At 59.0% G+C, this 22924-nt stretch carries 17 protein-coding genes, 2 tRNA genes and 1 pseudogene; 9 read left to right on the forward strand and 11 right to left on the reverse strand.

The features are described from left to right. Positions 1 to 206: hypothetical protein (locus Q3981_RS03075; RefSeq protein WP_303123804.1), on the forward strand; the 206-nt coding region annotated here is incomplete at its 5' end. A 91-nt stretch (positions 207 to 297) separates the two neighbouring features. Then, positions 298 to 1383, forward strand: coding sequence for a tyrosine-type recombinase/integrase (locus Q3981_RS03080; RefSeq protein WP_303123807.1), 1086 nt, complete (start codon positions 298 to 300; stop codon positions 1381 to 1383). Between the two features lie 77 nt (positions 1384 to 1460). Here the strand turns inward: Q3981_RS03080 and Q3981_RS03085 are convergent. The 9 genes and pseudogenes from Q3981_RS03085 to Q3981_RS03125 form a co-directional block, all read right to left on the reverse strand. Further along, positions 1461 to 1534: transfer RNA gene (locus Q3981_RS03085), tRNA-Leu, on the reverse strand. 90 nt (positions 1535 to 1624) lie between these two features. Beyond that, complete coding sequence (locus Q3981_RS03090) at positions 1625 to 2596, reverse strand: Ppx/GppA phosphatase family protein (protein ID WP_303123875.1); 972 nt, start codon at positions 2594 to 2596, stop codon at positions 1625 to 1627. A gap of 201 nt (positions 2597 to 2797) precedes the next feature. Beyond that, positions 2798 to 3172, reverse strand: a pseudogene (locus tag Q3981_RS03095) (DUF501 domain-containing protein); the annotation flags it as partial. 85 nt (positions 3173 to 3257) lie between these two features. Continuing rightward, the gene (locus Q3981_RS03100; protein WP_303123809.1) at positions 3258 to 4061 is read right to left on the reverse strand and encodes a septum formation initiator family protein; all 804 of its coding nucleotides are present in this window, start codon (positions 4059 to 4061) and stop codon (positions 3258 to 3260) included. An 11-nt stretch (positions 4062 to 4072) separates the two neighbouring features. Beyond that, a complete protein-coding gene (gene eno / locus Q3981_RS03105; RefSeq protein ID WP_296103950.1) occupies positions 4073 to 5356 on the reverse strand; it encodes a phosphopyruvate hydratase in 1284 nt (427 codons plus the stop codon). Between the two features lie 365 nt (positions 5357 to 5721). Continuing rightward, complete coding sequence (locus tag Q3981_RS03110) at positions 5722 to 6492, reverse strand: lytic transglycosylase domain-containing protein (protein WP_046203120.1); 771 nt, start codon at positions 6490 to 6492, stop codon at positions 5722 to 5724. Positions 6493 to 6537: 45 nt separating this feature from the next. Beyond that, positions 6538 to 7629: a MazG nucleotide pyrophosphohydrolase domain-containing protein gene (locus tag Q3981_RS03115; protein ID WP_303123814.1), complete on the reverse strand. Its 1092-nt coding sequence runs from the start codon at positions 7627 to 7629 to the stop codon at positions 6538 to 6540. A 9-nt stretch (positions 7630 to 7638) separates the two neighbouring features. Beyond that, positions 7639 to 11544, reverse strand: a complete 3906-nt coding sequence (gene mfd / locus Q3981_RS03120) for a transcription-repair coupling factor (RefSeq protein ID WP_303123816.1) — start codon at positions 11542 to 11544, stop codon at positions 7639 to 7641. A 45-nt stretch (positions 11545 to 11589) separates the two neighbouring features. Continuing rightward, entirely contained in the window at positions 11590 to 12513 is a 924-nt protein-coding gene (locus Q3981_RS03125) for a TetR/AcrR family transcriptional regulator (protein WP_303123818.1), read from the reverse strand. Between the two features lie 246 nt (positions 12514 to 12759). On the opposite strand from Q3981_RS03125, the gene Q3981_RS03130 reads away from it, so the two are divergent. From Q3981_RS03130 to pth, 5 genes are all read left to right on the forward strand, one after another. Continuing rightward, positions 12760 to 12834, forward strand: a tRNA-Gln gene (locus tag Q3981_RS03130). Positions 12835 to 12875: 41 nt separating this feature from the next. Next, entirely contained in the window at positions 12876 to 14402 is a 1527-nt protein-coding gene (gene glmU / locus Q3981_RS03135) for a bifunctional UDP-N-acetylglucosamine diphosphorylase/glucosamine-1-phosphate N-acetyltransferase GlmU (protein WP_303123819.1), read from the forward strand. A 120-nt stretch (positions 14403 to 14522) separates the two neighbouring features. Next, the gene (locus Q3981_RS03140; protein ID WP_082089932.1) at positions 14523 to 15491 is read left to right on the forward strand and encodes a ribose-phosphate diphosphokinase; all 969 of its coding nucleotides are present in this window, start codon (positions 14523 to 14525) and stop codon (positions 15489 to 15491) included. 409 nt (positions 15492 to 15900) lie between these two features. Beyond that, positions 15901 to 16557 (forward strand): 50S ribosomal protein L25/general stress protein Ctc, encoded by a 657-nt coding sequence (locus Q3981_RS03145; RefSeq protein ID WP_303123820.1) that lies wholly within the window; start codon positions 15901 to 15903, stop codon positions 16555 to 16557. A 21-nt stretch (positions 16558 to 16578) separates the two neighbouring features. Then, the gene (gene pth / locus Q3981_RS03150; RefSeq protein ID WP_303123821.1) at positions 16579 to 17247 is read left to right on the forward strand and encodes an aminoacyl-tRNA hydrolase; all 669 of its coding nucleotides are present in this window, start codon (positions 16579 to 16581) and stop codon (positions 17245 to 17247) included. Positions 17248 to 17266: 19 nt separating this feature from the next. On the opposite strand, the gene Q3981_RS03155 is transcribed toward pth, so the two are convergent. Further along, the gene (locus Q3981_RS03155; protein WP_303123822.1) at positions 17267 to 17614 is read right to left on the reverse strand and encodes a hypothetical protein; all 348 of its coding nucleotides are present in this window, start codon (positions 17612 to 17614) and stop codon (positions 17267 to 17269) included. Between the two features lie 496 nt (positions 17615 to 18110). Between Q3981_RS03155 and Q3981_RS03160 the strand changes: the two genes are divergently transcribed. Next, positions 18111 to 19784, forward strand: a complete 1674-nt coding sequence (locus tag Q3981_RS03160; RefSeq protein WP_303123824.1) for an NAD-dependent malic enzyme — start codon at positions 18111 to 18113, stop codon at positions 19782 to 19784. A gap of 80 nt (positions 19785 to 19864) precedes the next feature. Here Q3981_RS03160 and Q3981_RS03165 read toward each other — a convergent pair whose 3' ends face one another. Further along, positions 19865 to 21034, reverse strand: a complete 1170-nt coding sequence (locus Q3981_RS03165; RefSeq protein WP_303123826.1) for a nitronate monooxygenase family protein — start codon at positions 21032 to 21034, stop codon at positions 19865 to 19867. 186 nt (positions 21035 to 21220) lie between these two features. Here Q3981_RS03165 and Q3981_RS03170 point away from each other — a divergent pair, with 186 nt between their 5' ends. Beyond that, positions 21221 to 22870 (forward strand): peptide chain release factor 3, encoded by a 1650-nt coding sequence (locus tag Q3981_RS03170; RefSeq protein WP_012731197.1) that lies wholly within the window; start codon positions 21221 to 21223, stop codon positions 22868 to 22870. Positions 22871 to 22924 lie beyond the last annotated feature (54 nt).

Raw genomic sequence — 22924 nt, forward strand, 5'->3', positions numbered from 1 at the left:
ACGCCGGGGTTAACGTTTTCCCGGATAAGTCCACCCTGGACTCGTGGCTCGAGGCGTCCGACAGTATGGGTGGCGTGGCCGTGGCCTATGGGAACTCGGCTATCAGCCTTAATAGCAGTGACGGGATTCAGGATTCAGTGCAGATCGCCCCGAAACTGGCTGACAAGTTGGGTGGTGAGGCTCACGGAGTGGGGCATACGAACTAGTAGCTAGCCCACAGTTTTTAGGCCCCGCCCCGTCACGTAACGACAAAAGGGTGGGGCCTTACCCCTACCCCACACCAAGGAAAACCCCACAATGGCCAGCATCGCGAAATACAACACCACCAACGGCCCCAGATGGCGCGTCCAATACTACGACCCCACCAAGGGCAAACGACAAAAACGCGGCTTCACAACAAAATGGCAAGCCGAAAACTGGGCCGCAGAAAACACGGTAGACCTCACCACCGGGCAGTGGCGCGACCCCGCCGGGGCAAACATCACCGTCGAAACACTATCCAAAACATGGTGGAAAGGCCGACAACACCTCAAACCCTCCACCCTCGATAAAGACGCTGTACGGCTGCGAACCCACATTCTCCCCACGTGGGGGAAGCGGAAGATCGGCACCCTGCGCAAGAGTGAGATTCAAGCGTGGGTATCGGCGTCCTCACTCTCAGGCGCAAGTGTCAGACATAATCACAACCTGCTTGCCCAAATCCTCGACGTCGCCGTGGACGATAACTACCTGAAGTCGAACCCGGCGCGTGGGGTGAAGCTGCCGCCTAAAGGTAAACCCGTCAAGGTATATCTGACACCCGGCCAGCTTGAACGGCTGGCTCACCATGCGGGGGATAAAGCTGTCGTGGTGTGGGTACTTGGCACCGTGGGGCTGAGGTGGGGTGAGCTGGTCGGACTCAAAGTTGAAGACGTGGACGAACTGCACTCCCGGCTGCGCGTCAACCGGTCTGTGATCTACATTGACGGTAAACCACGCGAGACGCTGCCCAAAACGCATGAGCAGCGCACCGTGTCCGTTAGTCTACCTGTGATGCGCATGATTCACGAACAGGCCGCTGGACGGCTCCCTAGCGCGTGGCTCTTCCCCCACACCGACGGAGGGCCGCTCAAGGCCCCGGACTGGAGGGACGGCTGGTTCGCCTCGGCTGTGAAGAAAGCCCAAGCTGAGGACCCGTCGTTTCCGCGAATCACGCCTCACGGGCTACGCCACGTAGCCGCCGGCCTGTTGGTCTCGGCCGGGGCAAACGTGAAAGTTGTACAGCGGCAGCTAGGCCATGCGTCGGCCGTTTTAACACTGGATACGTACGCAGATCTGTTCGAGGACGACCTCGACAGCGTGGGGCAAGCGATGGCCGGTCTATTTCGCGTAGAGCCAAAATAGAGCCAAAGATGCTGAAAATCCTGATTTGACAAATAAAAAATACCCCCTGACCTGCAGTAACAGGTTAGGGGGTGTTGTGCCCCCAGTGGGATTCGAACCCACACTGAATGGATTTTAAGTCCACTGCCTCTGCCAATTGGGCTATAGGGGCACCGCCGTTGATGGCACACCGAACCACGCCGGTGAGCACAACAGCGAGCCTCATCATACCGCGTTACCCCACAGACACAGAATCCCGTGGTCACGCCTCAAAAGACACTTGCTGCCTGGCTAATCCGGCAATAATCCCGTCCAAAATATCCTTCTCGCTCACGGCGATCTGTTCGATGCCAGCCGTAGCACGGAAGAACTCCACGATCGCGTCAATAATCAGCGTTCCCCCACCGATAACATCCGCACGACCAGGCAAAATCTGCGGCCGCGCCTTCCTCTGCTCCACCGTCTCCGCGCGAACCTTCGCCGTCGTCGCCAGAATATCGTCCGCGTCAAGCGTCGAAAGGTGAATCTTTTCTGGCAAGTATTCAGGCAAGTCCTGAACCACTGCGGAGACCGTCGTGAAAGTACCCGCACAACCAACAACTGTCGCCACGTCAGAAAGAGGCAATTCTTCCGCAGCCTCACGCAGATTCTTATCGACGACCTCACGCGCGGCCGCGCACTCCGCCTCCGTCGGAGGATCCGTGTGCAAAAAGCGCTCCGATAATCGGACGCTGCCCATCTGGGTCGACAGAGCCCCGACAACGTTTCCGGCTTTGTCCCCCACGACGAACTCAGTCGAACCGCCACCGACGTCAATAACAACGACGGGCCCCTCAGCATCCACATCCATTGTCGCACCAAGATAAGACAGTCGCGCTTCTTCCGTGCCCTCGATCACTTCCGCAACCGCCCCAGGCGCAACCCGACCGAGCTCGGCCTTCGTCATGGCGAAGAAATCATCCCGATTCGATGCATCCCGCGTTGCCGACGTCGCAACCATGCGAACAGCACTCACGCCATGATCGAGCATCGTGTCAACATAACCGCGCAGCGCAACCCGCGTCCGCTCGATCGCAGCTGGCGACAATTGCCCAGAACTATCGACGCCCTCACCAAGGCGAACAATCGTGTTCTTCCGCGTAACCTCGCGCACAACTTTCCCCGACTGTGCATCGACGTCGGTGATGAGGAGGCGGATGGAATTGGTGCCGCAATCCACGGCAGCTAGAGACAGCGTGCTGGGAGCCTCGTTCGGAGCGTTGTTCGATTCCGACGACTGAGTATCGAGCGTCGAATCGGTAGCCATGGCCAGGCTAATCCCCAGTTCCTCTACCGTCGGCCATTGATCCGGGAGAGCAGTCCCGCGCAACTCGGGATTGTGAGCCAGCGCCAACGCGACGGTCTCGGTACCCAGGCGAACGGTGTCAGGCCCCTCCGCCAGAGCGTAAGCCATGAGAACGTGCAGGCACTTCACCCGGTCAGGCATTCCGCCGCCGGAAAAGGAGGTTCCCAAGTCCTCAATGCTGTTGCGGACGCTCAGGTAGTGTTCGTGCGCGGCCCGGTAATCGGCAGCCAGCGCCTCATCGGTGCTCAGCCGTTCAGTCATCCATTTCATGACTCCGGCGACTTCGAGTCGCGACGCCTCCGCCGTCAAACGCGGGTCAGTCAGGTAATACAGCGTCGGAAAAGGGGTACCGTCGTCCAGCCGGGGGGCCGTCGTCACGACAGCCGGCTGACCATCGGGAGTGCGATAGGCCACCTCGAGGGCACCACGGGGACGCCGCCCTAATTGGTCGGTCATGATGGCCATATCTTCGTCGGACACTCCGGAGAAACTCGTTCATGTCCACTTATTTTAATTCTCCCCCAGGCCGGACCTAATCCCCAGGCCGGACCTAATTGCCGGGCTGAACCTGATTCCCGTTCGCCGGTGCCGGCGCTTGACGGTTCGGATCCGGATCATTCACCGTCGGAACACCCAATGATGGAGCTTCGTCGTCGTGCTGCTCTTTATCCGACGGCTTTTCGCGGACCGAGCTCCACAACTGCGTGTACCACGGATCCTGGTGTTCGTCTTTCTTCGAATCCGATTCTTCCGGAGTTCCCGTCGTAATCGAAGGATCGATAATCCGCCAGGAGGTCTCCCCCCGCTCGACCATGCCTAGCCGCAGCCGAGCCTGCTCTTTGACGAAATCATCGTCGTTATACAAATCCAGCTGTTTTTGCAGCTCAGCCTTCTCTTCTTCCTGGTGAGCTATATCAATATGAAGTTGTTGCAACTCACTACGTTGCTGAAAGTATGACTTCAGTGGTGGGGCAACCGTCATCGTCATCGCCACCACAAGACAGGCCAAAATAATCAGCCTCACCGCGGACTGTTGACTAGGAACAGTCAACACCCACTGTTTACGGCTCCCACCGAAGCGGAATTCCCGCAATCGACGTTGCGCACGACGCCGACGCGACTGGCGCGTCGGTTTGGGCAACGTGCCCTTACGTTCCGACGCGGTATCCGACTCAACACCAGCGTCGGAATCGGACACAGTAACACCCTCATCAGGTTTGCCGACCTGCCGGCCATTCATGCGATGGTCGGCAGCCGTTGACGCAGCAGTAGCGCTATCGACGTGATCGCGCTCTCCCCCTGCTGCGAGAGAATCCGATCCTGCCGGCGATCCTGATTCAGGTGTACGTGCCATAGGCTGTGATCTTAGCCGTTAAAGCGCGGGAAAGCTGAGCGCCCAGCGTAAACGGCAGCGTCGCCCAAGAATTCCTCGATGCGCAGCAACTGGTTGTACTTCGCAACACGCTCAGAGCGAGCCGGAGCACCGCTCTTAATCTGGCCACAGCTATAAGCAACCGAGAGGTCAGCGATGGTCGTGTCCTCGGTCTCACCGGAGCGGTGGGACATCATGCAGCGGTAGTTGTTGTTCTGAGCCAGCTGCACAGCGTCGGCAGTCTCAGAGAGGGAACCGATCTGGTTAACCTTAACCAGCAGGGCGTTCGCAGCCTTCTTTTCGATGCCCTCCTTCAGGCGAGCCGGGTTGGTGACGAAGAAGTCGTCGCCGACGATCTGGACCTTGTCGCCGATCTCAGCGGTGAGCTTGGTGTAGCCCTCCCAGTCGTCTTCCTGCAGCGGGTCCTCGATGGACACGATCGGGTAGTTCTCGACGAGCTCCTCGTAGACCTTGACCATATCCTCGGCGCTGTGCTCGCCGCCCTCGAAGTTGTAGACGCCCTTGTCCTTGTCGTAGAACTCGGAAGATGCAGCGTCCAGGGCGAAAGCGATGTCCTCGCCGAGCTTGTAGCCGGCCTTCTTCACAGCCTCAGCAATGAGGTCCAGAGCTTCCTTGGTGGAATCGACCGACGGAGCGAAGCCACCCTCGTCGCCAAGACCCGTGGACAGGCCCTTGGACTTAATGACGGACTTCAAGTTGTGGTAAACCTCCGCACCCATGCGGAGAGCCTCGCGGAAGGAATCTGCACCAATCGGAGCAATCATGAATTCCTGGACGTCGACGCCGGAGTCCGCGTGTGCACCACCATTGACGATGTTCATCATCGGTACGGGGAGTACGTGAGCGTTCGGGCCGCCGAGGTAGCGGAAGAGCTCAAGGTTGGCGGAGCTGGCAGCGGCCTTCGCCGTAGCCAGGGAGACACCGAGGATCGCGTTCGCGCCCAGGTTGGACTTGTTGTCCGACCCGTCAAGATCCAACATCACCTTGTCGACGAGGCGCTGGTCGTCAGCTTCAAGACCGGTCACTGCCGGAGCGATCTTTTCATTGACGTTCTCGACGGCCTGACGAACACCCTTGCCCTGGTAGCGGTCGCCACCGTCGCGGAGTTCGTGAGCCTCGTGAACACCGGTGGAAGCACCGGACGGAACGCCTGCACGGCCGAACGAAGCGTCGTCAAGAAGAACCTCAACCTCAACAGTCGGGTTGCCGCGTGAGTCTAGAATCTCGCGAGCTTGAACATCGATAATCTGAGCCACAATGGCCTCCTGTTTATTCGACTACAACCTATCTAATCAGGGCCCCGCGCAATCAACTGACGCCACCGGCAACGCTGTGGCTAGCACAGCACATGATGGCGAGGACGCAGCGCGACCTACGCCTTCTATTGTGGCACGATCCCGAAATAATGGCATCCATGATGAAGGTCACTCCATTACGACGGTTACCCTACAAACCGGGCACAAAACAACAATTATCCTGCATAAATGGATATTTATAAACGTAAACGGACATTTTGGCGGGCTGGACTGTGTCCAAGAACACGCCCGTAAAAGGTGCTCAGTGTCGCGCGAACAAAGTATTCGGCGTGGCGCGACCACCGCGATCTGCGTATCGCCAGGACTTATGCCGGCTTCTGTTGGAGCGAATAATTGGCAGCAGCTCGCCGCACATCCTCCACGTACTGCGCCGAGTTATTGTACGAGCGCACGGCCGATTTCCACCCGTCCGCCGTCGATAAGTCACGGTCAAAATCGCACAAAAGATTCACTGCCGCGACTGCAGCATCATCAATATTGTCGGGGTCAGCCTTCCCATCCGCATTGGCATCAACCCCATACTTCTCCCACGACTGCGGAATGAACTGTAAGGGACCCATCGCCCGATCTTTTTCTTTATCGCCGTCCAGTTCGCCATTGTCGGTATCGGGCAGGTTCTCCAACCCGGGAGCACCGTCCAGCTGAACGCCGCGGATATGCGGCTTAACGTCCCCATTGGAATCAATCGACACCGAATCAAAATGGTGCCCGTTGTAGGTGCCGTGGCGGGTTTCTACCCAACCCAGCCCCGCCAGCGTCGTCCAATCCAAATGACACCCCGGTTTCGAATGACGGGCCACCACATTCGCATTCGCGTACGCACTCAAGGCCTCAACAGAAATGCCGGTTTTCTTTGATATCGGCTCCGCCCAGGTCCGAAATTCTTCCGACGTGCGCGTGTGTTTGGACGTATCGACCGCCGGAGCCGCAACCCCATTCGGCGGCGGAACGTCGGACGGAATCGGCTTCCGCATCGACGAACTATCGGTATGGACATGGGATACCAACCAACCAATAGCGACGATGACCAGCGCCAACACCGCGAAAACAGCAATGAGGGTACGTGCAGATTTCATAACCCAGAACACAGACTCCGATTCGGTGAGATGACGGCGTTATGACTACGAACCGAGGTCCTCGTGAGAAGCCGGAGCCGACCACGACTCATTAGCAGCCGACTGCTCACGTCGTTTCCCTTCCTCCCACAGACGGTTCTGCTCATCCAGGCCAACTGGACGCTCCGTCTCCTCGAACAGATAGGGAGCGCGCGTCCGCATCTTATGAACAAACGACGCCGCAACGTGCCCAATATCGAAAGCGCCGCGTCGGTTAGCTATCTCCGCATGGAACAGAACCTGCAAGAAGATATCCGACAGCTCATCACACAGCCGCTTTTCCGACGCCAGATCCCCGGCCTGCCACGTGTCGATGGACTGGGCTAACTCCTCAACTTCCTCACGCAGATAGGCAAGAAGAGACTGGTGGCTCTGGCTCTGCTCCCACTCCCCTTGGCGCAAGGCACGCGACATCACCGAAATGGCTTCTTCAATCTCGTTGAGGACAGCCTCCGGGATCTCACTTTGGCTCGGACCGGAACCGTCGGCCGATTCGGTGGTTTCGTCGACGCCACCAGCGCTTTCGTCGTCAGTACCTTCGCTATCGACGCCATCGCCCACGACTGCGGTCCCGTGAATCACACCGCCACCGGCATTCCCCGTGCCGCCCTGGTCTTCCCCATTGCGCTGGTCAGACGGGTAATCGGGCTCCCCTGTCGACGAATCCTCTCCGTACGCTTCTTCCGACGTCTCCGCGCCATCCGTCAACTGCGGGATTGCTTTCAATGCGAAGTCATAATCCGGATACGCCGCCGGGTTGTCCGCATCCATCCCCTCAAGCTCGCCCGAAGCACCAGAGCTCAGCGCATTATTCGTCGAACCCGACGCCAGCGCGCGGTCCGGCCGTCGTTGGAAATACAAGGAAGGAGCGACTAATAGCTGGTCACCACTGTGGAGCCTCTCGCGCACCCATTCGTTATAAGGATCAGTAGTGATCAACGTGTCGGTGTCATCCACCACATGGCCACCTAGATCGGCAATCACCCAACGGATGCGGACTGGGACTTCTTCGGTGTAGCACACGTCATTGCCCACCAGAGAAACAGCGTCGACGGGCAGCATGCCAGGAAAACGAGGATCGAGGACAATGACAGACATGGCTATATATTAACGGACCTTACTTTTAGTGGAATTCTTTTGGTGACTCTTGCCCCCAGTAGTGTCCGGCTGCACACCAGAAGCGACGTCCCGGCGCGGCTCACCCAGCAGCGACGTCATCACGTCCGCACACCACTGCAACAATTCCTCATCCTTGACGGCTTGTGCCCGAATACCCCGCCCTTTCTTGGGCGCAGGAACCACAACATTATGGGTTGTGGCACGATATTGCGCGCCGGGATACAGCCGGCCCAAACGCACTCGCCCTGAATCGGGCAGTTCAATGGGCGAAAACGAGATAGCGGCCTTGTTCGCGCCGGTTGCCACAACATCGGTCACGCCACATTCGCGGCAGACCATGCGTAACCGGGCAACGGCGAGCAGCCGGTCAATTTCCTGTGGCGGCTGGCCGTACCTGTCCACTAATTCCGCGCGGACATTCTGCAAGGCCTCTTCGTTCTTCGCTTGAGCGAGGTCCCGGTACGCGGCCAAACGTAGCCGCTCAGAAGCAATATAACTCGTCGGAATATGTGCATCGACGTTGATATCAATGCGCGTTTCCTTGTTTTCCTTATCGCTTCCATCGATTGGCTTGCCGTCGGCCATCGCCTTGAATGCCTCGACAGCTTCGCCAACGAGGCGGACATAGAGGTCAAAGCCGACGCCAGCGATGTGGCCCGACTGCTCAGCGCCCAACACATTGCCGGCGCCGCGCATTTCAAGGTCTTTCATGGCGACGGCCATACCGGCGCCGAGATCATTGTTCTGCGCAATCGTCGATAAACGGTCATAGGACGTTTCGGTCAATGTTTGCGACGGAGGGTACAAGAAATAGGCATAGCCTCGTTCACGCGACCGACCCACGCGGCCACGAAGCTGGTGCAACTGGGCCAATCCCATATGGTGGGCATTCTCGACGATCAGCGTGTTGGCGTTCGAAATATCCAATCCCGTTTCGACGATCGTCGTGCAGACCAACACGTCGTACTCGCGGTCCCAGAACCCTTCGACGGTGTTCTCCAGCTGATCCTCATTCATCTGGCCATGTGCCACGACCACGCGTGCTTCCGGAACAAGCTCACGTATATGCTGCGCGACCTGCTCAATCGAACGCACACGGTTGTGCACATAAAACACCTGGCCATCGCGCAACAATTCACGACGAATAGCCGCCGCGATCTGCTTATCCTCTTGCACACCGACGTAGGTCAACACGGGGTGGCGATCTTCCGGAGGGGTGAGGATCGTCGACATATCGCGAATCCCCGCCATCGACATCTCCAACGTGCGGGGAATAGGCGTCGCCGACATTGTCAACATGTCAACGTGGGACCGCAGCGCCTTGATGTGCTCCTTGTGTTCCACACCGAAACGCTGTTCCTCGTCGACAATAACGAGGCCTAAGTTCTTCCACTGCACCCCTGTCTGCAGCAGACGGTGGGTACCGATCACGATGTCGACCTGCCCCTCGGCCAGCCCGGTCAGGACTTCGCGGGCCTGCTTCGGCGTGGTGAAACGGGACAGCTGACGGATCGTGATGGGGAAACCTTCCATGCGCTCGCTGAACGTCGCGAAATGCTGCTGCGCCAGCAACGTCGTGGGAACAAGGAGAACCACCTGTTTGCCATCCTGAACAGCCTTGAATGCGGCACGGACAGCAACCTCGGTTTTGCCGTATCCCACGTCGCCCACGATCACGCGGTCCATGGGGACGGGCTTTTCCATATCCTCTTTGACCGCTTCGATGGCGTTGTACTGGTCTTCCGTTTCCGTGAACGGGAAGTTATCCTCCATCTCCCGCTGCCACGGCGTGTCTGGCGAGAACGCGTACCCCGGCGCGGCCTGACGCTTGGCATAGAGTTGCACGAGGTCAGCGGCTATATCGCGAACCGCGGCGCGGGCTTTCTTCTTGGTGTTCTTCCAATCGGATCCGCCCATTTTCGATAGCGACGGGTTTTCACCGCCGACATACCGCGAGAGCAAATCCAGACTGTCCATGGGGACATAAAGGTGATCGGCTGCACCGCCTCGTTTCGACGGGGCATATTCCAGAACCATGTATTCCCGACGGGTCGCATCAGCACCCTTGCCGACGGTGCGCTCCTGCATTTTAACGAATCGGCCGATGCCATGGGTTTCATGGACGACGAGATCGCCCGGGTTGAGCGAGAGCGGGTCGACGCGGTTGCGTTTACGCCGTGGCCGACGACGCCCATCGCCATAAGCAGCGATGCGGTTGCCGGTGAAGTCGGTTTCGGCGACGACGAGCAGGGGGCGGGACGCAGCCGAGGATGTGGCCTCGTCGCTGTCCGTCGGCTGGGCGTCGTCAGCTGGCTGGGCGTCGTCGACGTGTGGGATAACTAAGCCCCCGTGCAGCACGGCCCGAATGACCGTGGCTTTTCCCGGCGCAGGAGGATTCTGGGGATCCGCATCGGGCGTCACGCCGATCCCGGCTTCACGGAAACGACCGCTCATACGTTGTGCGGAGGCAGGCGTTAGTACCGTAAACACGAGCCGGCCACCGTGTGCCACGTGGTCGTGAAGCTCCGCCATCGCTTTCTCTACGTCGCCCGGTTTCCCCTTGGGCTGAGGCCCGGTGGAGAAATCCAACTCGAGGGTGGACGATGCCTCCGCGCTGCCCAAGAACCCCGGAGGAGCACACGTCCACCAGGACAAACCATGGTGTTCCGCTGTCTTCTCCATGGCACCCAGCGAGCGATACGCGCTCTGGTCCACGTTCAGATCATCATTGCCGTCCTCGGCTTCTGCCAGTGCGGCGGTGTCAATCGGTGACTCCGCCCCCATCGCGGCAGCCTCCCACCCGGCTTTGACAAACTCTTTGCCGGTGGCAATCAAGTCGTCGGCCCGGCGCTGTACTTTCTCCGGCGACATCACCAGCACCGTGGTCGTCGCCGACGGATCTGCGGCGGCCACTTCCTCAGGAAGCGTCACCATCGGACCGTCAAAAAGCACAGGAATGAGGGACTCCATCCCCTCAACGGCGACACCTTCGCTGATCTTCGTCAACGCGTCCGCCAGCGTGGCATTCGATGCGTGGGTGCGTGCCATTTTTTCAGCGCGGGCGCGGACAGCGTCGTCAATAAGAAGTTCACGGCACGGGTAAACAGGAACGACACCAGGATCAAAATTCTCGATTGTTCGCTGGTCGCCCACCGAAAAAGCGCGCAAATCGGAGATCTCGTCGCCCCACAATTCGGCGCGCACGGGGAGCTCGGCCGTGGAGGGGAAAATATCCACCACACCACCGCGAACGGCGAATTCCCCTCTCTTGCCGACGAGATCCACGTGCTGATAACCCATCTCGGCTAAGCGAGTGGCGATCCCCGTGACATCGGTGTCCTCCGCCAGGATGATCGGTTCGCGCTCCCCCAAGCCCTTCATAATGGGCTGAATGAACGACCGCGCCGGGGCGACGACAACGCGAATAGGCTGCTCACCGGGGATGTCATGGGGGTGAGCAAGGCGGCGAAGCACCTTTAGGCGGGCACCTACGGTCTCCGAACCGGGGGACAAACGCTCATGCGGGAGCGTCTCCCAGGCGGGGAACATGGCGACGGCATCGCCCATCATGTCGCGCAATTCTGCAGTGAGATCCTGGGCTTCGCGGCTGGTCGCGGTCACGATGGCAACGACAGATTTTTCGGCGATTGCCCTGGCCACCCACGACCGTGCCTCGTCGATCGCTGAGATGTGCAGCCGCGGCTCCCCCACCGAAGCCAGGACTCCTTGGAGTTTCGGCGATTGCAGCGCCAACTGCACCACCCCGGCCAAGGGTGGCCGTCCCGTTCCTTCCGGCGCGTCCTTCCCTTTGGGCTTGCGGGCTGCCGCACGAGCAGCGTCGGACGCGGACGCATCGGATGAGGGCATGGGAGTCTGTGCAGAGGTGTGCGTCATGAGGCTGATTGTAATGGGGAGCTTTGCGGCGGAGTGTCGCGGATACTAGTCGTCGGCCTCCTCCGAAGCCTCGCCCTCTGAGGTGGACGAACTGGACTGCTCCGCGTCCCGCTGCTGTTGCCTGTACACCTCGGCCGGGTCGGCATCCTTACCGGCACCCAGCCTGACACCTTGCTGGCCAGCTTCTCCCTCGACGTCCTCGTGGAGGATCGGGTCCTTCTCCATTCCTGCGAGGCCATTCCACATGAGGTTCACGATGTGGGCAGCAACTGCGTCCTTGGGAAACACGTGTGTGTTGTCGCTGTTACCGTCGTTACTACCGTCCGCGGCTCCATCTTTATCACTGCCGACGCCGTTCGCGCTGTTCTCATTGCCGACGCCCATCGAGTTGACGGTCCACCACTGCGCCACCATCGCGACGCACCCCATCATGCCCTGGGCATAGAGCTCCGCGAGACGCTCATCTAAACCATTCCGCTTAAAAGCGTCGGCAAGAATATGGGACGCGCGATTCACCGAAAGACCGAGCAAAGTGGAATGGGCACCGTCCTCAGCCGACGAGTGATCCTCCGCCGACTTCCCATGATGCGATGCCGCCTTCGACTGCGATGACCTCCCGACAGCCCCAACAACAGCGCCGTCGCGAGCGAGGATCCGGAAACCTTCCTCATTTTTCTCCGCGAAATCCAGGACCGCGTAGACCGCCCGTTCAATTCGGATACGCGAGCGCCCCTGAACAAGTGCTTCGTCGATAGTGCGGTCGAGGGCGACCATATCTTCGTCGATAACTGCCTGGTAAAGCCCCTCTTTCCCACCAAAATGTTCATAAATGACGGGCTTGGACACACCGGCGCGCGCAGCGAGCTCTTCGACGCTGGTACCTTCAATGCCTTTTTCAGCAAAGACAGGCCTACTCATAGCGATCAATTGGGAGCGACGTTCTGCTGCCGACATACGTTGACGTGTCATGTCTTCAGGATATCTGGAACGTCCCCCCACGTTGTCGTAGTGCCGGAAAAATGTAGAACAGGAGGAGTCGAGGCGCGGACCGGAAACGATGGCTGCACAATAATCGCACTTAAATCGCACCTGATCGCGGGGCTGCGCGGACGGGAACATGGGCTCGTCGGTGTGTTGTTCAGGAGAAATGGCACTTTGGGCGGCTCGTCGGGTAGAGTAAGGCGCCGCAGCGACGGACATTGTCCTCCTGTGCTTTCTCCCGTGGTGTAATAGGCAACACAGCTGGTTTTGGTCCAGCCGTTCTAGGTTCGAGTCCTGGCGGGAGAGCCACAACTATATGATCGGATCTATCACCCGAATACTCATAAACGATGGGAGAGTCCGTGAGTACTACCCCAGTTGCAGTCATTGTTTTGGCCGCAGGGGCTGGCACCCGAATGAAGTCAGATACCCCAAAAATGCTTCATCAGATTGGGGGGCGCTCACTACTCTCCCATTCTTTGTATGCCGCGAAGGGGCTGAACCCCGACCACCTCGTCGTGGTCGTCGGCCATCAGAAGGAACTCGTCGCGCAGGCTGTTGAAGCTTGGCAAGAAGAAACCTCGACGACGTCGGGCTTCGCCTTGGCGCATCAGGAGCAACAGAACGGCACCGGCCACGCCGTCATGTGCGGCATGGACAGCGATGAATTAGCTGGTTTCACGGGGACGGTCGTCGTCACGAATGCCGACGTTCCTCTTTTGTCGTCCTCGACGCTCGATTCGCTGGTCAACGCCCACACTCATGCACCGGCAGCGGCCGTGACCGTGCTCACCGTGGAAGCGCCCACACCGACAGGCTACGGGCGCATCATCCGCAATGCCGATGGCGAAGTGACCGCGATCGTCGAGGAAAAAGACGCCACCGAGGACCAGCGTCGAATCAAAGAAGTCAACACCGGCGTCTTCGCGTTTGATGCCGACGTTTTGCGCAGCTCATTGGGCAAGTTGGACACCAACAACGCGCAGGGCGAGATGTACTTGACCGATGTTCTTGGCATTGCCCGGAACGAGGGGCTCATCGCCCGCGGACATATGGCACATGATCCCGCGGAATTGGCCGGTGTGAATGATCGCGTCCAGCTTGCCGCCGCCGGGCGAGTGCTCAACCGGCACATTTGCGAAAAGCACATGCGCAACGGGGCCACGATCATTGATCCCGAATCCACGTGGATTGATGTCGATGTCACGATCGGACGTGATGTCACCATTCATCCGGGGACTCAGCTTCACGGCACGACGCACATTGAGGACAACGCCGAGATCGGGCCCGATACCACTCTCACGAATGTCACCGTTGGTTCGGGAACCCAGGTTGTTCGCTCGCACGGTTCCGATTCCACCATTGGCAGCAATGCCCACGTCGGGCCGTTTTCCTACCTGCGCCCTGGAACTCACTTGGGCGACGAGGGGAAGATCGGGACCTACGTCGAGACCAAGAATGCCACCATCGGCCGTGGTACGAAGGTTCCGCACCTTACTTATGTGGGCGACGCCACCATCGGCGAGTACTCGAATATCGGATGTTCCTCGGTGTTCGCGAACTATGACGGGGTGAACAAGCACCACACGACCGTCGGGTCCCACGTCAGGACCGGATCTGATACCACCTTCGTTGCGCCTGTGACCGTGGGCGATGGCGCCTATTCCGGGGCTGGAACGGTGATTACCGACGACGTTCCCGCTGGTGCGCTGGTTGTCCCGGGTGCCCGGCAACGGGTTATCGAAGGGTGGGTGGCTAAGAAACGCCCGGGAACTGCAGCAGCGCGCGCGGCTGAGGCCGCCGGTACCCCCGAAAGCACAGGTAAAGCCCCCAACAATTCGGCACCATCCGACAACTCGCGGACCGATAGGACGTAGTATCACTAAGTGCCGGGGATAGTTGGTGAGTCCCACTATCCCACGCCTGCAGGGTTGATCAGATTTCCACTCTGACTGCCGATAAACGTGATCACCGTGGTCAACACAGAAAGGCATACCGTGAATTCACACTGGACGGAAAACCAGAAAAACCTCATGCTCTTCTCTGGGCGTGCCCACCCCGCTCTGGGAGAGCAAGTCGCCAAAGAACTAGGTATCGAGCTCACCCCCACCACTGCCCGCGACTTCGCCAATGGCGAGATCTTCGTTCGCTTCGAGGAATCCGTCCGCGGTTGCGATGCTTTCGTCTTGCAGTCCCACCCGCAGCCGCTGAACAAGTGGCTGATGGAACAGCTCATTATGATCGACGCCCTTAAGCGTGGATCTGCAAAGCGCATCACAGCGATTCTCCCCTTCTACCCCTATGCCCGCCAGGATAAGAAGCACCGTGGCCGCGAGCCGATTTCCGCTCGCCTGGTTGCAGACCTTTTGAAGTCTGCCGGTGCTGATCGCATCGTGTCTGTCGACCTCCACACGGACCAGATCCAGGGCTTCTTCGACGGCCCGGTTGATCACATGCACGCCATGCCGATCCTCACGGACTACGTGAAGTCCAACTACGACACCTCGAACATCGTCGTTGTCTCCCCCGACGCCGGACGTGTGAAGGTGGCCGAAAAGTGGGCCCAGGAGTTGGGTAACGCACCTCTCGCCTTCGTCCACAAGACCCGCGATATTGACGTCGCGAACAAGATTACGTCCAACCGTGTTGTCGGTGACGTGTCCGGTCGAACCTGTGTGCTGCTCGACGACATGATCGATACCGGTGGAACCATTGCAGGCGCTGTCAAGGTGCTGCGTGAAGCTGGGGCGAATGACGTCATCATTGCCACCACCCACGGTGTGTTCTCGGATCCGGCCCGCGAGCGGCTGTCCGAATGTGGTGCGCGCGAAGTGATCACCACCGATACGCTGCCGCAGAACACGGATCACTGGGACAACCTCACTGTTCTGTCGATTGCCCCACTATTGGCAAAGACCATTCACGAGATCTTCGAAAACGGATCCGTCACCAACCTCTTCGAGTAAGCGCCCACATCGGCGCTAGGTGACTCAGCGCTACTCGCGTTGGCGCTGACTACGTTGGTGCTCCTTGCCTCGCACCGTCGCTACCCGATGAGCGAGATTCTTGGCCGGACGAACGTTTGGTTCCTCCGGCCAATCTTGCTATCCTGGGTCGGTATGTCTCGGCGAGGGCGGCCCGTAACCGTGCACGCACAAGAACCGCGCACAAGTAAAGGGCCCCGTTATCGACGCGATGAAAATCTATAGCGGCATACATGAGGCTCGGCGAAGCCAGCCCACTGGTATGCAATGGTTCCAACAGTGACACCATTCCGCTTTTTCTGCGTGATTCTCTCTCCGGGGCGACAAACGCGCAGATATTCCTACACCACGTTCCTTTCTGCGCGTTCATCGCTGATGATTGGAGATTATTGTGGCAACAAACATTACCGACCTTGAAGCTTTGCCCCGTCACGAATTCGGCAAAGGCGCTTCCCGCCGTCTGCGTCGCGCAGGCCGCATCCCTGCCGTGATCTACGGCAAAGAACTCGACGAGCCCATCCACATTTCGGTGGACTCCATCGAATTCCACGCAGTTCTGCGTAACCACGGTGCCAACGCCATCGTCGACCTCAACGTTGACGGCGAAAAGCACCTGACCATGGTGAAGGCTGTCGACCAGAACGTCCTCACGCTCGACGCCGACCACGCTGACCTCCTGGCTATTCGCCGCGGCGAAAAGGTTGAGGTTGAGGTTCCGGTTGTTACCGAGGGCGAGGTTGCTCCGGGCGCTATGCTCATGCAGGATGTCGACGTTATCGACGTCGAAGCCGACGTTCTGTCCATTCCGGAAGAAATCACCATTGATGTTGAGGGTCTGGAAGTTGGTACCCAGATCACCGCTGGCGACGTCCAGATGCCGGCCAACACGACGTTGATCTCTGATCCGGAGACGTTGATCGTTAACGTGGTCGTTCCTGAGGTTGCCGACACCGACTCTGACAACGAGGAAGACACCGAGGCTGAAGAGACCGAGGGCGAGGCCACTGAGGCTGAGGGCGAGTCCGAAGAGGGCGAGTCCGAGGAGTAATTCAGGCCGTTTTCCGTGGGTATGTTTTCAACGTCTCAATCGCGCGGCGGGAGTGCGGCGCGGCGTAGTCCGGCCGGAAGCCGGGGCACTGACTCACAGTCATTCCTGGTTATCGGGCTGGGCAATCCCGGCTCCCAGTATGAGGGCACTCGCCACAATATTGGCCAGATGGCCCTCGACGAGGTGGCGTCCCGCGCGCTCCCCGTCCCCGTGACGTTGTCGCGGCACAAGAAAACGAACACGGATTCGGCGCAGATGTCGCTGTCCGGCCCGAATGGTTCATCTGTTTCCCTTATTCTTGGCCGTCCGCGGTCATATATGAACCTCTCGGGTGGGCCGACCTCTGCTTTGGCCCGCTTCTTCCACATTCCTCCCCAGAACGTCATTGTTCTCCACGACGACCTCGACCTCGATTTCGGGATAGTTCGTCTTAAGCGGGGTGGTGGCGAAGGCGGCCATAACGGGCTGAGGGATATCACCAAAGCCTTGGGGACAAAAGATTATCTCCGGGTGCGATTAGGAATTGGCCGCCCACCAGGACGTATGTCCCCCGCAGACTTTGTCTTAAAAAAGTTTTCGACGCGGGAATCCGTCGATGTAGACCTGATGTGTTCTACTGCTGCCGATGCCGTGGAGCTGCTGGCCACCCGCGGGCTGGAGTACGCCCAGAACACGATTCACGGACGCTAGACGCTAGGCCACGCTGGCATTACCTGCGATTCCTCAATTTCTGAAGCGTCCGCTTGAGGTTATCGTCGTCCAACTCTGCCGTATCGACCTTGCGCAACTGCGCGAAGACATACGGGCACCGCATGCACCGCGGCGACGAGTGACAGCACTTCTTCTTTGGCCCTTTTTCCAGGCACTTCGCTACTTCTTTGTGTAGCGCAGTGGCCCCCATAGCCGACGGCGTTTCGTTAAAGAGCACGCCCTTCTTGCGTGCTTCCAACCGCGCATAATACTGAGCCTCATAGGCTGCTTCCGCATCACGAAATGGGCACGGCTTCCGTCTACCGTCGCACCCCGAATCGGCATCACATGGGCGTCGTACGGTCACATCTCCTGAAGAGTATGAGTAAGCACTGACTGCACGCTGACGTGACGTGCGCTTTTTTCGCTTACCCACAATGATGACCTCTTGAGACTAATTACCTACCTTCACATTTCAGCCGTATTCCCCCAGTTTGGGCTGGTTAGGCTGATCGCTGTGAGGTTTCCCTTGTACTCTCAGCCCTAACCATAACACCGGGACGGTAGCCTCTGTAAGAATTGGGGGTGAACGTTGATCCCCCTATTCTTATCGGTAATTGTTCTTAAAGGTTGGTTGCGCCCTTCATGGGGTCACTCGCCCAACGCACGCTGTCCTCTCCCACCCTTTTCCCCGGAAATTCTCAGCGGAATTCTCAGCACAACGTCTCTAGGATGAGAACGAAAGGGCATGGCGTAAACCGAAATACTTTCGCCTGTCCTTCTACAAGGCCCTGGGGCGCACCAATATCCCTGGGCAACCCATATTTCCAATCATCAAACAGTTATTAGCGAGGAGACAGCTTTTGTCCATTCGTCCCAATGCGATCACCGATCCGCATATCAACCGCGGAACCGCATATACATATGAAGAGCGTAAGAAACTTGGACTCACCGGCCGGTTACCGTCGGGAGTGGAAACCCTCGAATCTCAGGCACAGCGCTGCTACCAGCAATTAAGCCAATTCGAAAACAACCTCAACAAATATCATTACTTAGACGAACTGCACGGCCGTAACGAGACCGTCTATTTCAAACTCCTCGTTGACCACCTCAAAGAGCTCCTCCCCATCGTGTACGACCCCACCATCGGCGACGCGATTGAAAACTGGTCACAGGACTACCGCCGCTCACACGCTGTATATCTCTCCATCGATCGTGTCGACGAAATCCGCGAAAGCTTCGAAACCCTAGGACTTGGGCCCGACGACGTCGACCTCATCGTCTGCTCAGATGCCGAAGAAATCCTGGGCATCGGCGACTGGGGAGTTAACGGAACCGATATCGCCATCGGAAAACTGGCCATCTACACCGCTGCTGCGGGCGTCGACCCCTCGCGCGTGATCGCGGTCAACCTCGACGTCGGCACTGATAATGAGGACCTCCTCAATTCCCCCTTCTACCTGGGGAATCGCCACGCGCGCGTCCGTGGCGAGCGCTACGACAATCTCATTTCCGAGTACTTGCGCGTCGCAAGCGATATGTTCCCGAACGCGCTCCTACACTTTGAAGATTTCGGCCCATCAAATGCGCGCCGTATTCTTCGCGACAATTCCGACAGCTACCGCATCTTTAACGATGACATGCAAGGCACAGGGGCTATTGTCACCGCCGCGGTCATGGCGGGGATGAAGGCAAACAACACCACGTTCGCTGACCAGCGTCTCGTCGTTTATGGTGCAGGAACAGCGGGCACAGGTATGGCAGACCAGATTCGCGCCGGAATGATTCGCGACGGTTTGAGCGAGGATGAAGCGACACGGCGGATCTGGCTCATCGACGTCAACGGGTTGGTCACCGATGACATGGATAACCTCCCGGATTACCAGCAAACATACGCGCGACCTGCGTCGGAAGTGAAAGACTGGGGCGGGAAAGATGGGAAAATCGGGTTGCTCGATGTGGTTCGCCATGCCCAGCCCACCATCCTCATCGGCACCTCGACTGACCACGGTGCGTTTACCGAACCAGTAATCCAGGAGATGGCGAAACACTGCGACCGGCCCATCGTCCTGCCGTTGTCTAACCCGACCTCGCGCATTGAAGCGATGCCTGCCGACGTCGTGAAGTGGTCGGACGGGCGTGCTCTTGTTGCTGCTGGTATTCCCGTTGACGACTTCGAGTACAACGACGTCACCTACGGATTTGGCCAGGGCAACAATGCCTTGCTGTACCCGGGCCTCGGGTTGGGTGTCATCGTGTCACGAGCAGACCGGGTTACCGACGGAATGCTGCTGGCTGCGGCCTCGGCGGTTGCCAAGCAGGTGGACGCCTCCCAGCTTGGTGCGCCCATTCTGCCGCCGGTCGAGAATCTGCGGGCATCGTCGGCTCGGGTTGCGGAAGCGGTGATCCGTGAAGCGGTCGAGTCCGGTGTTGCGCAAAATGAGCCCGACAATGTTGTTGAGGCGGTTCGACTCGCGATGTGGTGGCCGGAGTATCCAGACGAGCTTGCCACGGAACACGAGGGTGACAAGAAATAGGCGACGAGGGATAGACGACGAGAGATAGTCGGCGGGGAATAAAATGGTGCGCACCTGGCGCGCCGTGTACTCCTTATCCACTACCTGCCTTGAAGCAGAAGATCGACGACGCTGCCGGCGGTCCCTCCATGGGCGTATTCAACACTCTGACCAGCCCATAATGACATGCAGTCCGTCTCCCCTTGCTTGGTTGCCGCCTTCCGAATGGGCGATGTGAGCCCATTGACCGCGGGATAGACCGACGGTGCGTCGGGGTGGGCGTCGATAAATGCGTTCCGACGCCCGCGTGCTGGCCGCCCGGAATATGCGCGGGTGATCACGGTGTCGTCGGCCGTCGCTGAAATGAGTGCCTGTTTGTAGGGCTCATTCGTTCCCGCTTCGTCCGTCGCGGCGAATATGGTTCCGGCTGCAACGGCGTCCGCCCCGTGGCGTAACGCCTCCGCCACGTGATCGGGAGTCGCGATGCCTCCTGCCGCGATGATGGCTGGGCGCGTCGACGCATGCGTGTCCGCGAATAGATCGGATACTGCCTGCACAAGGGACATCAATGGCTCGGAGCCGGGCTCTTCATCGGCTGTCGTTGTCGCGCGGTGCCCACCGGCTTCCGGGCCCTGAACGACGACGGCCGCCACACCTCGCTCGGCCGCGACCTGCGCCGCATGGGTGGTGGCGACAGTTGCCCACACTTCAATTCCGCGCGATTGGAATTCGTCGACCAATTCCTCGGGCGGAAGACCAAAGGTAAAGCTCAGGGCATCGGGAACTGAAACGCCCTCGGCGTGATTATCACCGTCAGCAGGTCCCTCCCCTTGCTGCTCTCGTTGGTCGAGGCGTCGACGTATGACCGCGAGCTTCCCCTCCCACTGGTCGTCAGTGGTCCAGTTCAACTCGGGTTCGGCAACACCAAACCGTTCATAATCCTTCGCCAGCTCATCGCGGTATGCCGCAGCGCGATCGCGGTCCACTCCGGAGGGGCTGGGTTGTGGCACGAAAAGATTGAGGCCATAGAAGGGTTCCGCGCCACGTTGACGTGCCCGTTGAGCAACGTCGTCAAGTTCTTTGTCTACTGCTTCTGGGGTTTTGTATCCCGCTGCTAAGAAACCGAGCCCTCCTCGGGCAGCGACGGCATCAACGAGCGCCGGTGAAGAGGGACCTCCCGCCATCGGGGCGGCGATAATGGTTCGGTAGGCTCTCGACTTCACTGTCGACGATGTGTCTTCTGTCGGTTGTGTGTTCTGGGTCTCATTCATGGCGCTGAGAGTACAGCGTCATGACTACGCAGAAGGGTAAAACACTAAAAACATTCCCCCATAGTGGTGCGGCTATCATAGAGCGGTTAGATTAACGACGGCCTACACTGACGCCATTGCGGCAGACGGACACAACCGGTGAAATAAAACAGCCCGGAGACCAGCGAGAGGAAAAGGAACGCTCAGATGAGTACAGTCGCGGAGGAAAGCGCTCGACGCCGAACATTCGCAGTGATTGCACACCCCGACGCTGGTAAATCCACACTCACCGAGGCGCTGGCCCTTCACGCCCATGTGATCGCCGAGGCGGGGGCTGTTCATGGCAAGGCCGGCCGCAAGTCCACCGTGTCGGACTGGATGGAGATGGAAAAAGATCGTGGTATTTCCATCGCCTCGTCGGCTCTCCAGTTCGAGTATCTCCCCGAAAATGCACCGAAGGGCACAGAGCCTTATGTCATTAACTTAGTTGATACCCCTGGTCACGCGGACTTTTCGGAGGACACCTACCGCGTCCTCACCGCTGTGGACGCTGCCGTCATGCTCATCGACGGCGCGAAGGGCCTGGAACCGCAGACGCTCAAGCTGTTCCGGGTGTGTAAAGCCCGTGGCCTTCCCATCATCACGGTGATCAACAAGTGGGACCGCCCAGGCCGCGCTCCCCTCGAGCTCATGGACGAGATTGTCGACGAAATCGGCCTGCAGCCGACACCACTGTTTTGGCCCGTAGGAATGGCTGGCGACTTCCACGGCCTCGCCCGGCGCGACGCCGACGGTGACGTCACGGAATATATTCACTTCTTGCGCACCGCGGGCGGGTCAACAATCGCCCCCGAGGAGCACTACTCCCCCGACGAGGCATCGTCGAAGGAAGGCGATGTGTGGGACACCGCGGTCGAAGAGTGCGAGCTTCTCACCATGGACGGCGCCATCCATGACCAGGAACTTTTCCTGGACTGCACCACATCTCCTGTGGTGTTTGCGTCGGCAATGTTGAATTTTGGTGTTCATCAGATTTTGGACCTGCTGTGCCAGCTTGCTCCTGAGCCGGGGCCGCGGAAAACAGATCCCAAGGTTCTCGAATCAGCGGGCAAGGCGACGGGGGCGATCGACACGGAGCGTTCACCGGAAGATCCGTTTTCCGGCGTGATTTTCAAGGTTCAGGCGGGTATGGATACTCATCACCGCGACAAGCTGGCCTTTATGCGGGTGGTGTCGGGCGAGTTCGATCGCGGGATGCAGGTTACTCATGCGCAATCTGGCCGCTCATTTTCGACGAAATACGCGCTGACCGTGTTTGGGCGGACGAGGTCGACGGTCGAAACGGCGTATCCCGGCGACATTGTGGGGCTTGTTAACGCGGGGTCGTTAGCTCCTGGCGACACGATTTATGAGGGCACGAAGGTGCAATTTGCGCCCATGCCGCAGTTCGCGCCGGAGAATTTCCGCACGTTGCGTGCTCGCTCGCTGGGCAAATACAAGCAGTTCCGCAAAGCGTTGGAGCAGCTGTCGTCAGAGGGCGTGGTGCAGATTCTCCGCAACGATGCTCGTGGCGACGCTGCGCCGGTGATGGCTGCCGTCGGGCCCATGCAGTTTGAGGTCATGCAGGCCCGGATGGCGAACGAGTACAACGTCGAAACGGAAACGAGCCCTGTTCCGTATTCGGTGGCTCGGCGTACCGATCATGAGTCCGCCCCGGAGCTCAACCGCCAGCGCGGTGTGGAGGTGTTCACCCGTGATGATGGCGAGCTCATTGCCCTATTCGGCGACAAGTGGAAACTGCAGTTCATTGAGCGTGAGCACCCGGAGTTCACGCTCGAGCCGATGGTGGCTGACTAGCCGCCTCATTTACGACGCGAACGTTTCGGCAAACCTGTCTGTTGCCGACACCAA

The sequence above is a fragment of the Corynebacterium sp. genome, from assembly GCF_030530965.1.
Taxonomy (GTDB): Bacteria; Actinomycetota; Actinomycetes; order Mycobacteriales; family Mycobacteriaceae; genus Corynebacterium.